Genomic DNA, 15,484 nt, shown 5'->3' with positions numbered 1-15,484 from the left:
GACCGGGAATCGCACCCCGGCCGCGCGTCGCTCATTTCCCGGTCACGGGGATCAGTGGCCGCCGCCACTGTGCCCGTTACCGCGCTGACCACCGCCGTGGCCGTTCTGGCCGCCCTGGCCCGGACCACCCTGGCCCTGGCCGCCCTGACCACCCTGGCCGCCCTGGCCGCCCTGGCCGCCCTGGCCGCCCTGGCCGCCCTGGCCGCCCTGGCCCTGGCCGTTCTGGCCGCCTTGGCCGCCGTTCTGGCCGCCTTGGCCGGGACCGCCCTGGCCGCTCTGGCCGGGACCGCCCTGGCCCTGGTCGTACTGGCCGCCGGGACCGCCACCGCTGTGGCCGTGGCCCGGACCCTCGTGCCCCGGAGCGCCGGGGCCGTCATGGCCGGGCCCGTCCGAGTGGCCGTGCCCGGGGCCGCCCGGACCGCCGATGCCACCCGGCGCGTTGTCGCGCATCACCACCGGCATCGAGAGAACCGAGGTGCGCGTCTGGGTGCGGGCCCTCCGCCCACACTCGGAGTACGAGATGGTCGCCAGCAGCGTCGCGACACTGTTGCGCCGCGCGATCGGGGTGACCCGGAGCTGGATGTAGTCGGAGCGGCCGGGACGCAGCACGTGGCCGCGGGAGAAGGTGGTGAACCGCCGCGAGCCGAGGTAGTCGACCTTGACCCGTTCACTGCGGACCCGGATGCGCGCGTCGCAGATGGTCCGGTCGGTCCGCCAGTGGACGAGGACCCAGCTGGCGGCGTTCGCGCGTACCGCCTGAAGCCAGGGGGAGACCGGCTCGGGACCGCGGCCGGCCGCGGCCGCCGGAGCCGCCGCGGACACCGCCGCCATGCCGGCGGCAGCGGTGGCCAGGGCAATCATCGCCCCGAATCGCCGAGTCTTCTGCATGAGTTCCTCCAGTGCCTCTGTTGTCGTCGTGGGGATCCGGCGACAAGCGGACACTAAGGGAATTCCGGACATAGCGCTGCGGCTCCAGCGGCGTTTCGGGCATAACGTCGTTTTATGTACAAAACGTTTAGTGCCCCTCAGCCGAAAAGATGATGTTGGAAACGGGGTGCTGGAACGGTTGGTTTCCGGGTAAAGGGCACGGCATGAGCGAGAACGGTGAAGACCTCGGCGCCCCGGTGTCCTACCTGGTCCTGAAGGAGGGCACACCGGTCTACGACCGATCCGGCGACAGCGTCGGAACGGTCGAGCACGTCCTCGCGGACGAGCGCGAGGACGTCTTTCACGGGCTGTTGCTCAAGACCGCCGCCGGCCACCGTTTCGCCGGTGGCGACCAGGTCGACGGCCTCTTCGAGCGCGGCGTGATCGTCAGTGAGCCGGCCGACCGGCTGGCCGAGCCGAGCGCCGACGCGCCGGCCGGGCTGGCCGAGAACCGGGCGACGGCACTGCGCAAGGCCTGGGACTGGCTGATCCAGCCGAAATAACGGCAAGCCAGCCGAAACAGCACAAAGGCTGCCCCGAAGCAGGAACCCCGCTGGCTGATTAAGAAAGCCGTTCACCGGCGGAAACGTGGGTGCGGCCGCCGCTGACCAGTCGCCGGGCCATCCCTGCGGGCCAATGGATCTTCGCTGAGGTCCGATTTCTGCTACCTCGAGGACTCGGGGTGCCACCTCGCGACAGCCGTATAGGCCGCATATGTGCTGGTAGTAGAGTTTTCTGGATGAGCCAGCGGGGTCAGTGCTGCCGGAATGGGTGCGCCAGCCGTAGGCCCGAGCGGCTACCCGGGCTTGATCACATGCCTGAGCTACGGCCGGGCGACACCAGCCGTAGGCCAGAACGGTTACCGGGCTTGATCACATGCCTGGACTACGGCCGGGCGACGCCAGCCGTAGGCCGGAGCGGTTACCCGGGCTTGATCACATGCCTGGACTACGGCCGGGCGACGCCAGCCGTAGGCCAGAACGGTTACCCGGGCTTGATCACATGCCTGAGCTACGGCCGGGCGACACCAGCCGTAGGCCCGAGCGGTTACCGGATCTTGATCACATGCGTGGGCTACGGCCGGGGCGGCGGGTTCCAAGATCGGCGAGGCGGGAGGTGCCAGGCGGGAGGTGCCAGGCGGGAGGTGCCAGGCGGGAGGTGCCAGGCGGGAGGTGCCAGGTGCGAGGTGCCAGCCGCAGGACGCCGGCGCGGGGTCGGCGGGGCACGCGGGGGCGCGGGGAGCCGAGGCCGAATATCTGCTGGTAGGGAGCTTTATTGATTAGCCAGCAGGGTCGGCAGGGAAAAGCCAGCCGAAACAGCGAAAAGCCCGCTCCGGCGTACCGGAACGGGCTTTTGCCGCTGTCTACTGTGCGCGGTCGCGGTCGCGGTAGGTCCAGGTGCCGCCGCCGAGCGTGGAGCGACCGGCGGCCTGGCCCGGCTGACCCTGCCGGCTCTGCTGCGACTGCTGGCCCCAGAGCTGGCCGGGCGGGGTGCCCGCGGCCGGCGCCGGACGCGACTCGAGCCGGGACGCCAGGTAGGCGGCGGCCTCACGGTCCTCCTCGCTCGGGGCGGCGGCCAGCGCGTACACCATGCCGAGCACGGCGAAGACCACCGCTGCGCCGATCGGGACGAGCAGGCCGCTGGCGGTCGCGCCGGCCACCGAGCCGAACGACTGCTCGGGCAGCACCGACATCGCGGCCATGCCGGTGAAGTGCATGCCGTTGACCGCGACGCCCATCACCAGCGCGGAGACGAAGATGACGACCGGGGTCTTGACGATGAGGGTCAGCCAGAGCGCGACGGTCGCGGCGACCACGGCGATCGCCACCGAGAGGGCGACCTCGCGGCCCGCGTAGTGGATCTCGCCACGGAGGCGCATGGCGGCCATGCCGGTGTAGTGCATCGCTGCCACGCCGAGCCCGGCCAGCACGCCACCGATCAGGATCCGGATACGCGGTGCGGAGCTGCCCAGCAGGGCGATGGCGAGGCCGACCCCGACCGCGACGAACGCGATCACGGCGCTGGCGACGGTGAGGCCGATGTCGTACCGGATCGGCGTTCCGGTGACGCTGAAGCCGGTCATGGCGACGAAGTGCATGCTCCAGATGCCGGTGGCGCCGATGGCGACCGCGGCGAGCGTCAGCCACCAGGCCCGCTCACCGCCGGACTTCGATTGGCGCAGGCGCACCGCGGCGGTCAGTCCCAGGAGCGAGCCGAGCACGGAGAGCAGATAACTCACTGCCGGAGTTACCCATCCGTGGTCGAAGTGATGGATCTCCGCCATTGCGCTGTTCCTCTCGGGATTTGCTTCCGCCGGCTGCATCCTGCCCGCACCACCGCCATGGGCGTGACTGATTGTGACGCAGCTTTCGTTACGAGAGAACGAGCAGCACGTCTCGATTTAGATCTCGTCCGATCGGACGATCTTCGATTTACGCCCTCTGCGCACTGTATCTGCAGATAAAAGCTCAGATGTCGATCTGTAACCACACCGCTACAAAGAAATAACGGTTGTCATAAATATAACCTTGGGTTACATCTGGGCGATTCGAACCATCGATGCGGGTCGTTCAGCCCGCGCGGGACAGCAGGCTCACCGCGGGCGCCCGCTGCGAGTGGAGAACCTGCACGGTCTCCTCGGTGCAGGTGCCCGGCTTATCGTCCATCACGCACAACGTGCCCACGACGTGACCCTCCGCGGAGTTGAGCGGGACACTCGCGTACGACCGGATGCCGCTGATCGAGAAGAGCGGCGTGCCCGCGTACTCGTCGCCCGACGTGCTGCTGTCGCTGATCAGCACCGGCACGTCCTCGGACACCACGATGGTGTCCGGCGACCACTCCACCGGGACCCCGCCGGCCTCGCGGACCCACTTCGGCAGGCCGTGCGAGCCGGCCAGCACCACGCTGTCGTTGAGGACCAGCGTGATCGCCGCCATCGGCACGCCGGTCAGCCGGGTCAACTCCTCGGCGAACGCGTCCAGGGCGGCGACCTGAGCCGGCCGGGTCAGGTAGTCGGAGACCGCGAGCAGCCGCTCCACGTCGACCAGCTGGGTCGCCGCGTCGTGGCCCGCCTGTTCGCCCGACCCGCGGGCGGCGAGCAGCTCCCTGGTCGCCTCGACCAGGTGTTTCGGGCGTACCGGCTTGGAGATCGTGACGTCGACCAGGCCCCGGGCGGCAGCCGGCGCCGCGGCGGACAACATGATCACCGGCGTGCCGCCGGCCGGATCCCCGGCGCGCAGCCGCTCGGCGACGTCGAGACCGCTCAGGCCGGGCATGTGGTGGTCCAGGATGACCAGGTCCGGGCGAGCCTCGGCGATCAGAGCGAGCGCGTCCAACCCGGTCGACGCGGTGCGCACCGAGTGGCCCTCGTTGCTCAGCACGGTCGCGAGCAATTCGGCGATATCGGTGTCGTCCTCGGCGACCACGATCGACGCCATCTGTTGCTCCTCATCGGTCAGACCAAACCCTGCCACCGCTCGGCAGATCGACCTTAACCCGATCAAGCCCGGCGAATCAGGCGTTTGCCTGCCCGGCCATCGCCGGCTCCGCGCCCCAGGTGACCTCGCGGTCCCGGATCCGCCGCGCCAGCTCCCGGATCCAGGTGATCTCCGCAGCCACCATGCCCCGCCAGTACTCGGCTTCCAGCGCGCCCTGCGCGGGGTCGCTCCCGGACGACGCGAGCAGCGCCGCCCGCTCCTCCAGGATCAGCGCGGCCCGCTCGGCGGGGAGCACCCCGGCGTGACCGACGGCCAGCACGAAGTCCATCGAGGCGACCGGCGAGTCGCGCAGCCCGGACTCGACCCGATGATGAAAATCGGCCACCCCCGCGGCTGTCGTCTCGTAGACGGTGCGCGGCGGCCGGTTGCCGACCCGGCCCGGCTCGCGAGCCGCCACGAGCCCGCTCCGCGCCATCGATTTCAGCAGCGTGGCGACCGTGCTACGGGTCACCGGCAGCCGGCCGCAGCGCTCTCGCAGCCGTCCGGCAAGGTCGTACGCGTGCGCGGGTTGTTCGGTCAACAAGCCCAGAATAGGCAGAACCAGGCTGTTCCGGGACGCATCCATAGGCATCGCCCCAGCGTATACATCTAATGAAAACGGTTAGTGTGAGGCGATGCGGGAACGACTCACCAACTGGGCCGGCAACATCGTCTTCGGCACCGACGAGGTGCACCGACCGAAATCGGTCGCCGAGGTGCAGGAGGTGGTGGCGGCCGCCACCGGCCGGCTGCGCGTGCTGGGCAGTGGGCACTCGTTCAACCGCCTCGCCGACACCACCGGCGCCCTGCTCTCCCTCGCCGAGCTGCCCCGCACCGTCGAGATCGGACCGGACCGGTCCTCGGTCCGCGTCGACGGCGGCCTGCGCTACGGCGACCTGGCGACGCCGCTGAACGACGCCGGTCTGGCCGTGCACAACCTGGCCTCGCTGCCGCACATCTCGGTGGCCGGCGCGGTCGCCACCGCCACCCACGGCTCCGGCGTGCGCAACGGCAACCTCGCCACCGCCGTCTCCGGTTGTGAGATCGTCCGTGCCGACGGCGAGCTGGTCACGCTGACCCGCGCCGACGCCGAGCTGGCCGGAGCCGTGGTCGGCCTCGGCGCGCTCGGCGTGGTCACCGCGCTCACCCTGGACGTGTCGCCCGCTTTCGATCTGCGGCAGTACGTCTACGAGAACCTGCCGGCCGCCGCCCTCCACGACGCGCTCGACGAGATCCTCGCCGACGGCTACAGCGTCAGCCTCTTCACCCGCTGGACCGGGCCGGGCGTCGACCAGATCTGGCTCAAACGACACGACCCGATGCCGGCCGGCGACTTCCACGGCGCCACGCTCGCCGACGGGCCGCGCCACCCGGTGCCCGGCATGCCCGCCGAGAACTGCACCGAGCAGGGCGGCGTGCCCGGACCCTGGCATGCCCGGCTGCCGCACTTCCGGATGGAGTTCACCCCGAGCAGCGGCGAGGAGCTGCAGTCCGAGTGGCACGTCCCGCGCGAGCACGCCCGGGCCGCCATCGAGGCGGTGGGCGAGCTGCGCGAGCGCGTCGCGGCCGTCCTGCAGGTCTGCGAGATGCGGACGATCGCCGCGGACCAGCTCTGGCTGAGCCCCAACTACCAGCGGGACAGTCTGGCGCTGCACTTCACCTGGATCGCGGACACCGAGGCGGTGCTGCCGGTGGTGGCGGACGTGGAGAAGGCGCTCGCCCCGTTCGCGGCCCGGCCGCACTGGGGCAAGATCTTCACGACCGCGCAGGCCGACCTGCGTGCCGCGTACCCCCGCTTCGGCGACTTCGCCGAGCTGGTCCGGCGCTTCGACCCGAAGGGCACGTTCCGCAACGACTGGCTGGACCGGTTCCTGGGATAGGAAACGACTGGCTGGACCGGTTCCTGGGACAGGGATCAGCAGCCGCAGGCCACCCCGGCGGGCGAGGTCAGCTCGTCGGCCGGCCGCGCGCTGACACCGTTCCGGTCGCGGACCGGGAAACCCTCCCGGACCCAGTACTCGTACCCGCCGAGCATCTCCCGGACCGGGTAGCCCAGCCGCGCGAACTCCAGCGCGGCCTTCGTCGCCCCGTTGCAGCCGGGACCCCAGCAGTAGGTGACGACCCGGCTGCCGGGCGGGATCACCTCGGCGGCCCGCGCCGCGATCTGCGCGGTCGGGACGTGGACCGCCTGCGGCAGGTGGCCCTGCTCCCAGGACGCGTCGTTGCGGGTGTCGATCAGGACGATGCCCGGCACGCCGGCTTCCAGGTCGGCGTGCACGTCGCTCACGTCGGTCTCGAACCGGAGCCGGGCGGTGAAGTAGGCGATGGCGTCAGCGTTATCCGTGGTCATGCCACCGATCCTGCCGGGATCGCGGAGACCGGCCCAGTGGCGGTAACGACGCCGACCGCTAAGATCCCGCCATGCTGCGTGTGAGTCGCCGCGGCCCGACCGTGTCGGTGCTCGCCTTCGAGGGGATGTCGGTCTTCGAGATCGGCATCGTCAGCGAGGTCTTCGGCCTGCCCCGTCCCGAGTTCGACTTCCCGTGGTACGAGATGACCATCTGCGCCGAGACACCCGGTCCGGTGCGCGTGGTGGGCGGCGCGGCGCTGCACACCGAGCACGGCCTCGACGCGTTCGCCGCCGCCGAGACGCTGATCGTTCCCGGGGTTCCGGACGTGCACGCCGACGTCTCACCGGCCCTGGTCGACGCGCTGCGCGCCGCACACGCCCGCGGCGCCCGGATCATGTCCATCTGCTCGGGCGCGTTCGCCCTGGCCGGCGCGGGCCTGCTCGACGGGCGCCGGGCCACCACGCACTGGCGGTACGCGGAGGCCCTGCGCACCCGGTACCCGGCGGTGGAGGTGGACGCCGACGTCCTCTACATCGACGACGGACCGGTCCTGACCAGCGCGGGCAGCGCCGCCGGACTCGACCTGTGCCTGCACGTGATCCGCCTCGACCACGGTCCGACAGTGGCCAACATGGTGGCCCGCCGCCTGGTCGTCCAGCCGCACCGGGACGGCGGCCAGGCCCAGTTCGTCGAGGCGCCGGTCCCCGCCGATCCGGAGGACGACCGGGTGGCGCGCAGCATGGAGTGGGCGATGACGAATCTGACCGCCCCGATCACCGTCGACGTGCTGGCCCGGCGGGCGCACATGTCGCCGCGCACGTACCTGCGGCACTTCGCCCGGGCCACCGGGACAACCCCGATCCGCTGGCTGATCACCCAGCGGGTGCACGCCAGCCTGCCGCTGCTGGAGTCCGGCAGCGCGCCGATCGAGGAGGTGGCGGCCACCGTCGGCTTCGACACGGCGGTGACGTTCCGGCACCACTTCACCCAGGCGATGCGGACGTCACCGTCCGCCTATCGCCGGGCCTTCAGTCCTGACCGGTCCTGATCACGGTGACGCCGCCGCCTTCCACGATCGCCGACCGGCCGACGGGCCGGCCGGTGACAGCGTCCGTTCCCGGCTCGGGCAGCGGCACGACGGCCTCCGCCGGGCCGTGGTTGAGCAGGAACAACAGGGGGCCGCGGCGGACCGCTTCGACGTGCGGCGGCAGGTCGTCGAGCACCGGCACGACGCCGGCCTCGGCGGCCACCGACCGGAGCATCCGCTGCCAGCCGGCGTCGTCCAGACCGGCCGAGACGTACCAGGCGGTGCCGTTCCTGGTCACGGCCGGCACCCCGGCGAGCACGCCCTCCGCGTAACGCGCCAGCACCTCGGCGCCCGTCGTTTCGACCCGTTCCGTCCACCCGAAGGTTGCGGTGCCGTCGTCCAGGGCGACCGGAGTCCCGGGGTCCGTGGGGTGCCATTCGGTCACCCGTACCCCCAGGAGATCGCGGAAAGCCGCCGGGTAACCGCCCAGACCGACCCGCGCGCAGGCGTCCGCGATGCCGCTGAGATGACCCACCACCAGGTGGCCGCCGGACGCGACGAAGTCGCGGAGGAGCGCTGTCACCTCGGGCGGCGCCAGATAGAGGTGGGGGACCACGATCATCCTGTATCGGGAGAGATCGCTGGCGAGCGCCGGGAAGACGAAGTCGGTGGTGATGCCGGAGCGGAACAGCGCGCGGTGCGCCTGCCGGACGGCACCCAGGTAATCGATGCCCGCGGATGGCAGGCCGGCGCCCTGCAACGCCCACCAGGAGGGCGCGTCCCAGGTCAGCGCGACCTGCGCGGCGGGCGGCTCGAGCTCGGCGAGCTGCGGTGCGAGGACCGCGAGGGTACGCCCGAGCCGCACCGCCTCCCGGAAGACCGGACTGTCCGGGCCCGCGTGCGGCACCAGCGCCGAGTGGAACAACTCGGCGCCACCGCGCGGCTGCCGCCACTGGAAGTACATCGCGCCGGCCGAACCGCGGGCCACGTAACCGAGGCTGTGCCTGGTCAATCGGCCCGGCTCCTTGGCGTGCATCCGGCCGCGCGTGTAGATCAGGTTCGGCGCCGTCTCGATCAGCAGCCACGATCCGCCGCCCCAGCCACGCGCCAGGTCGCCGGCGAACGCCGTCTCCTCCTCGGCGCCGATGCCGGCGCTGTCCGGATAGTGGTCGACCGCTACCACGTCGACCGATTCTGCCCATCGTGCGTGGTCCACGCTCACCCAGCCGCCCTGCACGAAGTTCGTGGTGATCGGCACGTCCGGGCCGGCTTCGCGGAGCAGGTCGCGCTGTTCCCGGTACGCGCCGAGCATCTCGTCCGAGAGGAAGCGGCGGAAGTCCAGCACGTGCGCGGGATTCGGCAGGTACTGAGTGGCGCGCGGCGGCATGATCTGCGCCCAGTCCGAGTAGCGCTGGCTCCAGAACGCCGTTGTCCACGCCTCGTTCAGCGCGTCCAGGCTGCCGTGCCGCTCCCGCAACCAGCCGCGGAACGCCTCCGCGGTCAGGTCGCAGCGACAGTCCGTGCCGTACTCGTTGTGCACGTGCCACATCGCGAGCGCCGGGTGGCGGGCGTACCGTCTGCCCAGCTCACGGGCGATGTTCCGGGCGGCTTCGCGATAGGCCGGGGCCGAGACGCAATACGTGTCACGGCTACCGTGCGTGAGCCGCACCCCGTCGGCCGTCACCGGCAGCGCCTCCGGATGAGCCAGCGTGAACCAGGGCGGCGGTGACGCGGTCGGCGTGGCGAGGACGACCTTGACACCGCCGGCATGCAGCCGGTCGAGCACGCGGTCCAGCCAGGCGAACTCGTACTTCCCCTCGGCCGGCTCCAGATGGGACCACGCGAAGACGCCGACGGTGACGGCCGTGACGCCGGCCTGCCGCATCAACTCGACGTCGGACTCCTGCACCTCTTCCGGCCACTGCTCGGGGTTGTAGTCGCCGCCGAAGAACATCCTGCCGCCTTGACTTTAGTTTGAGGTCTAAACAAAGTAGGAGGAGTGCAGATCCCTGTCAATCCGTCCTTCCATGCTTCCTTCCATGCTTCCTTCCAGGACGCCAACGCCACCGGGGACTGGGAACGCGCGCTGATCTGCGGCAATGGGCGGCAGGGCGCGCTCTGTTACGGCTCCCCCACCGCGCTGCGCTTCACGCTCGCCCACGAATACCTCTTCCAGCCGGTCACCGAACCGCTTCCGGCGCCGCCGACCGCTGCGGCGCTGCCGCGATTGCGCGAGCTGATCGGCGCCGGGCGCTTCACCGAGGCGGCGCAGGCGGTCTGCGACCTCGCCGTTCACCACCACGATGGGTACCGGGACACGCGCTGGATCGACCCGCTGATTCCCGCCGCGACGCTGACGTTCACGCCTCTCGCCCCGATCGCCGCCGGTGACTACGTGCGCGGAACCGACTTCACCACGGGCGTGGTCCGGCAGTCCTGGGGCGGGGTGGTGTGCGACGCGTTCGTCTCCCGGGCCGACGACGTGGTGGTGATCCGAGTGTCGGGATGCGCCGGGACGGTCACTCTCGGGCCGGCTGCCGGGGAACCGGAGCGACCGATCTCGTTCAGTGTGGACGGCGGCTTGCTGCTCGGGCGGTTCACGGACGCGCCGTGGGCTGCGGTGCGGGGGTGGACCGTGGAGACGCGGATCCGCCGTACCCGTGAAGAGGTTCTGATCGTGGCTCGGGTCTCCCTGGGAGAGCCAGCTCTTCCGGAGGGCGACTGGGACTTCGATGTGCTGCTGGCCCGGCATGTGGCGGTCCACGGTGAGCTCTTCGGACGGGTGCGCCTGGATCTCGGTGGGGACCCGGTGCAGCGGCTCTTCGACGCGGGCCGTTACGCGATCATCAGCAGCACCGGGGAGCGCCCGCCGACGCTGCAGGGAGTGTGGACCGGGACGTATTCGCCGCCGTGGCGCAGCGGGTGGACAGTGGACGGGAACCTGCAGGCGGCGGTGCTCGCGGTGCACTCGACGGGTACGCCATCGTTGATGGAGCCGCTGTTCGACCTGGTCGACGAGTTGATCCCCGACTTCCGGGAGAACGCTCGCGATTTATACGGCCTGCCGGGATTCATGGTTCCTGCGCACTTCAGCACGCACGGCCGGCACAACCATTTCGGGCCGATCTGGTGCCTGACGTTCTGGACCGCCGGCGCGGCCTGGCTCGGCCGCCTCTACGTCGATCACTGGCAGCACACCGGCGATCGGGAGTTCCTGGAGTCGCGGGCCCTCCCGTTCCTCCGCGAAGCCGCCGAGTTCTACCTGAGTTTCGCGGTCGTCGACGGCGGCCGGGCCCGGTTCAGCCCGTCGTACTCCCCCGAGAACCACCCGGCCGGCACCGGTTCCCAGGCGTGCGCCGACGCGACCATGGACATGCAGGTGGTCGGCGACCTGCTCCGCTCCCTGCTGACGCTCGACCCGGCCGCCACCGACGCGCCGCGCTGGCGGGCGCTGCTCGGCGCGCTGCCGCCGTACCGCATCACCGCATCCGGCGAGCTGGCCGAATGGCTGGACCCGCGACTTGCCGACAACCACGAGCATCGGCACTGCAGCCACTTCTACCCGTTCTGGTACGCCGGCGACCCGGCGATCAGCGAAGACCCGGCGTTGCACGCCGCCGCGGTGCGGGCCGTGCGGGCCCGCTTGCGCTGGTGGCTGAGTTCCGATTCCGACGAGATGGGGTACGGGCTGGCCCTGCTCGGCATCGCCGCGGCGCACCTGGGGCTGGCCGCGGAGGCGCACGCGGCGCTGATCCGGATCGCTGACGCGTACTGGCGGTCCAACCTGGTGCCGACCCACAACCGGGATCACATGTTCAACGTGGATCTGGCGGGTGGGCTGCCCGCCCTGGTGGTGGCGATGCTGCTGCAGAGCCGCGACGCCGGCGCGGACGGAAAGGCGCGCCTGTCCGTGTTGCCGGCCCTCCCGGCGGCGTGGCCGTCCGGCAGCGTACGCGGACTTGTCGCGCGCGGCCCGGTGACAGTGGGCTTGTCGTGGTCGCCGGGCACGGTGTCGGTGACGCTGACATCGCCCCGCGACCGGGAGGTGGAGCTGACCTGGCCGGGAGGACGCGAGCTCGTCGCCGTGCGGGCCGGCATCCCCCACGAGGTGACACTCCCCCGCTAACCCTTCACCGCTAACCCTTCACCGCACCGATGATGACGCCCTTGGTGAAGTGCCGCTGGATGAACGGGTAGACCAGCAGCGCGGGAATGATCGTCACCACCACGACCGCCATCTTGATCGCCAGGGTGGGTGGGACGGCGGAGCCCAGGCCCGGTACGTAGACGGCGGTGCCGGAGGATGTCGGGGACTGCCCGGCCAGGATGAACTGCTGCAGGACACGCTGTACCGGCTGCAGATCATTGCGGTCGATGTAGAGGACGGCGTTGAAGAAGGCGTTCCAGTAACCGACCGCGTAGAACAGACCCACCACCGCTGTGACCGCTTTTGATAGCGGCAGCACGATCCGCCACAGGATCCGGAGTTCGCCGGCGCCGTCGATGCGGGCGCTGTCCAGCAGTTCGCCGGGGATGTTCATGAAGAAGGCGCGGAGCACCACCAGGTTGAAGGCGCTGATCGCGGTCGGGAGGATCAGGGACAGCAGGTTGTCCTTGAGGCCCAGGCCGGTGACGACCAGGTACGACGGAATCATGCCGGGATAAATCAGGAACGTCAGAAGAAAGTAGAAGAGGATCGGCCGGTGTCCCAGCGAGCCCGGACGGGACAGGCCGTAAGCGGCCAGCACCGTCACCACCAGGCTCAGGGCGGTCCCGGCCAGCGCCACCACCGTGCTCACCATGATCGCGTCAGTGATCTGCCCGCCCGTGAAAATCACGATGTAGGCGGACGGGTCGAATTCTCGGGGCAGGAAGACGTAGCCGCCCGCCTCGTTGATCGTCGTCTCCGAGGACAGGCTCGTGACCAGGACCACCCAGAGCGGCACCAGCACGGCCAGCACCACGACGGTGAGGATCGTCCCCTTGCCGAATCGGCCCAGCAGGCTCGGCTTCTCTTCCCAGACTGGTCGGACGCTCATGACTTCGAATAGATCCCTTGCTCGCCGAACCGATGGGCCACCTTGTTGGCGCCCACGATGAGCAGCAGCCCGACCATCGCCTTGAACAGGCCGGCTGCCGCGCCCACGCCCCACTGCTGGACAGCGATGCCCTGGTAGTAGACGTAGGTGTCGAGCACCTCGGCGGCGTCCCGGCCGACCGCCTCGCGTTGCAGGACGAACTGCTCGAAGCCGACGTTGAGCGCGTCGCCGAGCCGGAGGATGAGCAGCAGGATGATGACCGGCCGCAGACCCGGCAGGGTGATGTGCCAGAGCCGGCGCCAGCGACCCGCGCCGTCGGCGGCTGCCGCCTCGTAGAGGTTGGTGTCGATCGCCGCGAGCGCCGCCAGGAAGACGATCATGCCCCAGCCGGCGTCCTTCCAGAGCGACTGTGCGGTGATCAGGAACAGGAAGGTGTCCGGGTTGGTCATGATGTCCGGGACGGTGAAGCCGGCCTGGCCCGCCGTCTGCACGATCAGGCCGGCGCCGCCGAACATCATCTGGAACAGCGAGACCACCAGCACCCAGCTGAAGAAGTGCGGCAGGTAGACGACGCTCTGCACCAGCGAGCGGATCCGCGGCGACAGGATGCTGTTGAGCAGCATCGCCAGGGCGATCGGGATCGGGAAGTAGAAGATCAGCTGGAACGCGGTGATGGTGAGGGTGTTGCGCACCGCGTCCCAGAACGCCGACGTCGTGAAGAGGTACTCGAAGTTCCCGAACCCGATCCACTCGCTGTAGAGGAACGCCTCCAGGGGGTTGTCCCCGACGTACGGGTTGTAGTCCTGGAACGCGATGACGTTGCCGAGCGCCGGGACGTAGTGGAAGACCAGCAGCAACGCCATCGCCGGCACGCACATGAGCAGGAGCGGCCAGTCCCGCCGCAGACGCGCTCGCACGGTGATGTGCTGCCGGAGCGGCTCCGACCGCGCCGCCTTCCGGAAAACCGAGGGGATCGCGCTCATCGGCCGTTGTCTGCCAGGACCTTGGCGTAGAAGTCGCGCGCCTTGTCACCGCCGCCGTTGCGCCACTCGGTGACCACCTTGTCCAGGTCGGAGAGGGGACGCCGCCCGCGCATGATGTCGGTGACCTTGTCCTGGGTGGGCTGCTCGAGCGCCGCCTGCTCGGTGGGCACCTCGACCTTGATGCCCTCCCACGGGTTCTTCTCGAGGTGCTTCGTCGCGTCGTTGCCCCAGTTCACGAAGTCCTCGGCGTAAGTGGGGATGTCCGGCCCGCCGACGATCACCGGCGGGCGTCCACCGGTGAAGACGAACTGGTTGGCGAACTCCTTGACGTACAGGTCGTTGGTGACCGGGGAGCCACTGGCGTCCCGCTTGAAGTGGGTGCCCTCGACCCCGTAGTTCTGCAGCTCCCACTCCTTGGTGCCGAACGGCGCCGCGGTGTAGTTGAGCACCCGCAGCAGCTCCTGGGTGCGCTCCTGGCCGAGCCCCTTCTTCACGAAGGTCCACATGATCGACGGGGTGCTGCACCAGCGCACCGGCGGCGTGCTCGCGTCCGCCCCGAACACCTTGACCGCCTGCATGGTGAACCCGGGGTCGTTCTGGATCGCCGGGCGCCAGACTTCCTTCCAGGCGCCGCCACCGTCCCAGAACATGAAGATCTTGCCGCCCTTGAAGAGCGTCTTCACGTCACCGCCCTTGCTGCTGGCGATGTCCGGGTGGATCAGCTTCTCGGCGTAGACGCGGGTCATGAACTCGACGGCCCGCTTGTAGTTCTCGGTCTCGTACCGGTGGTAGACCTTGCCGTCGGCGCCCTTGGCCCAGCCGTTCTGCGAGCCGGTGTTGCCGCAGATCTGGAGCACCTCCTGGAAGAGGTCGCCGAAGGCCCACTCGCCCTTGTCCGGGTTCGTCATCTTCTTGCCGAAGTCGTAGAGCTCGTCGAGCGTGGTCGGCACCGCGACGCCGCGCTGGTCGGCGACGTCCTTGCGGTAGAAGAGCAGCGTCGGGAACGGGTTGTCCGAGGGGAACGGGACGCCCATCAGCTTGCCGGCCCAGACCGAGTCGGCCCAGGCCTTGGTGTCCAGGCCGGCCAGCATCGGGTACGCGTTCACCTTGTCCCCGGCCAGATAGGGCGTCAGATCCTCGAAGAGCACGTGCACCGCGTCGTTGAACCGGGCCAGCTTGTTGATCTCCCAGCCGGGAATGCAGGTCAGGTCCGGCACGTCGCGCGCGCCGAGCATGGTGTTGAGCTTGTCGCCGTAGGTGACGCCGTCCTGGATGCTGAAGTTAATCGTGCCGCCGAGGTCGGCGTTCACCGCACCGACGAGCTTGTTGCCGGTGGGCGGGGCCGGTCCCCACCACGGCGTGGTCACCGAGATCGGCTGTCCGCTGGTGATCGCCTTCTCGCCCACCGCGTCGGCGAGCGTCGCCGGGTACTTCAGGTAACCGTCGGCGACCGGCCGGATGCCCTTGATGTCGGGCGGGACCAGCGTCGAGTCCTTGAAGGTGGGCACCACACCGGCCGCCTGCTCGGCGGTGGTCGCGGAGCCGGAGCCACCCGGCTCCTTGCTGCATCCGGTGAGCAGCCCGCCGCCGGCCACGGACGCCGCGCCGAGGCCGACCAGCCCGAGGAAATTACGCCTGTTCGTCGACGCGCCCACGGCGCACCTACCTTCCGAAATGG

The 15,484-nt window shown here is 70.0% G+C and carries 13 protein-coding genes; 4 read left to right on the top strand and 9 right to left on the bottom strand.

Going from position 1 to position 15,484, the window contains the following annotated elements:
* Window positions 1-51 precede the first annotated feature (51 nt).
* Window positions 52-888: a hypothetical protein gene (locus tag AB0F72_RS18130; protein WP_360432068.1), complete on the bottom strand. Its 837-nt coding sequence runs from the start codon at window positions 886-888 to the stop codon at window positions 52-54.
* Between the two features lie 203 nt (window positions 889-1,091).
* Between AB0F72_RS18130 and AB0F72_RS18125 the strand changes: the two genes are divergently transcribed.
* On the top strand, window positions 1,092-1,430 hold the full coding sequence (locus tag AB0F72_RS18125; RefSeq protein WP_360432066.1) for a PRC-barrel domain-containing protein: 339 nt from the start codon (window positions 1,092-1,094) through the stop codon (window positions 1,428-1,430).
* Window positions 1,431-2,290: 860 nt separating this feature from the next.
* Here AB0F72_RS18125 and AB0F72_RS18120 read toward each other — a convergent pair.
* From AB0F72_RS18120 to AB0F72_RS18110, 3 genes are all read right to left on the bottom strand, one after another.
* Complete coding sequence (locus AB0F72_RS18120; protein ID WP_360432063.1) at window positions 2,291-3,211, bottom strand: MHYT domain-containing protein; 921 nt, start codon at window positions 3,209-3,211, stop codon at window positions 2,291-2,293.
* Window positions 3,212-3,497: 286 nt separating this feature from the next.
* The gene (locus tag AB0F72_RS18115) at window positions 3,498-4,367 is read right to left on the bottom strand and encodes a response regulator (RefSeq protein ID WP_360432061.1); all 870 of its coding nucleotides are present in this window, start codon (window positions 4,365-4,367) and stop codon (window positions 3,498-3,500) included.
* A gap of 76 nt (window positions 4,368-4,443) precedes the next feature.
* Window positions 4,444-4,947: a helix-turn-helix transcriptional regulator gene (locus tag AB0F72_RS18110; RefSeq protein WP_360432058.1), complete on the bottom strand. Its 504-nt coding sequence runs from the start codon at window positions 4,945-4,947 to the stop codon at window positions 4,444-4,446.
* 94 nt (window positions 4,948-5,041) lie between these two features.
* On the opposite strand from AB0F72_RS18110, the gene AB0F72_RS18105 reads away from it, so the two are divergent.
* Window positions 5,042-6,286: a D-arabinono-1,4-lactone oxidase gene (locus tag AB0F72_RS18105; RefSeq protein WP_360432055.1), complete on the top strand. Its 1,245-nt coding sequence runs from the start codon at window positions 5,042-5,044 to the stop codon at window positions 6,284-6,286.
* 35 nt (window positions 6,287-6,321) lie between these two features.
* On the opposite strand, the gene AB0F72_RS18100 is transcribed toward AB0F72_RS18105, so the two are convergent.
* Window positions 6,322-6,756 (bottom strand): rhodanese-like domain-containing protein, encoded by a 435-nt coding sequence (locus AB0F72_RS18100; RefSeq protein ID WP_360432052.1) that lies wholly within the window; start codon window positions 6,754-6,756, stop codon window positions 6,322-6,324.
* Window positions 6,757-6,827: 71 nt separating this feature from the next.
* On the opposite strand from AB0F72_RS18100, the gene ftrA reads away from it, so the two are divergent.
* Complete coding sequence (gene ftrA, locus AB0F72_RS18095; RefSeq protein WP_360432049.1) at window positions 6,828-7,805, top strand: transcriptional regulator FtrA; 978 nt, start codon at window positions 6,828-6,830, stop codon at window positions 7,803-7,805.
* On the opposite strand, the gene AB0F72_RS18090 is transcribed toward ftrA, so the two are convergent.
* Window positions 7,786-9,738, bottom strand: a complete 1,953-nt coding sequence (locus AB0F72_RS18090; RefSeq protein ID WP_360432046.1) for a beta-galactosidase — start codon at window positions 9,736-9,738, stop codon at window positions 7,786-7,788. The genes ftrA and AB0F72_RS18090 overlap by 20 nt on opposite strands.
* A 45-nt stretch (window positions 9,739-9,783) precedes the next feature.
* Here AB0F72_RS18090 and AB0F72_RS18085 point away from each other — a divergent pair, with 45 nt between their 5' ends.
* Window positions 9,784-11,910, top strand: coding sequence for a glycoside hydrolase N-terminal domain-containing protein (locus AB0F72_RS18085; protein WP_360432043.1), 2,127 nt, complete (start codon window positions 9,784-9,786; stop codon window positions 11,908-11,910).
* A gap of 10 nt (window positions 11,911-11,920) precedes the next feature.
* On the opposite strand, the gene AB0F72_RS18080 is transcribed toward AB0F72_RS18085, so the two are convergent.
* Genes AB0F72_RS18080 through AB0F72_RS18070 form a run of 3 tightly spaced genes read right to left on the bottom strand, consistent with a single transcriptional unit; the run spans window position 11,921 to window position 15,461 of the window.
* Window positions 11,921-12,823 (bottom strand): carbohydrate ABC transporter permease, encoded by a 903-nt coding sequence (locus AB0F72_RS18080; RefSeq protein ID WP_360432039.1) that lies wholly within the window; start codon window positions 12,821-12,823, stop codon window positions 11,921-11,923.
* Window positions 12,820-13,806 carry an ABC transporter permease subunit gene (locus AB0F72_RS18075; protein WP_360432036.1) on the bottom strand — a complete coding sequence of 329 codons (987 nt, stop codon included), beginning with the start codon at window positions 13,804-13,806 and terminating at the stop codon, window positions 12,820-12,822. Before AB0F72_RS18075 ends, AB0F72_RS18080 begins: the two co-directional genes overlap by 4 nt.
* Window positions 13,803-15,461 carry an extracellular solute-binding protein gene (locus AB0F72_RS18070; protein ID WP_360432033.1) on the bottom strand — a complete coding sequence of 553 codons (1,659 nt, stop codon included), beginning with the start codon at window positions 15,459-15,461 and terminating at the stop codon, window positions 13,803-13,805. Before AB0F72_RS18070 ends, AB0F72_RS18075 begins: the two co-directional genes overlap by 4 nt.
* Between the last annotated feature and the right edge of the window lie 23 nt (window positions 15,462-15,484).

This window comes from Actinoplanes sp. NPDC023936, from assembly GCF_040639325.1.
In the GTDB taxonomy this organism is placed as follows: domain Bacteria; phylum Actinomycetota; class Actinomycetes; order Mycobacteriales; family Micromonosporaceae; genus Actinoplanes.
This window is presented reverse-complemented; position numbering and strand designations above follow the sequence as displayed.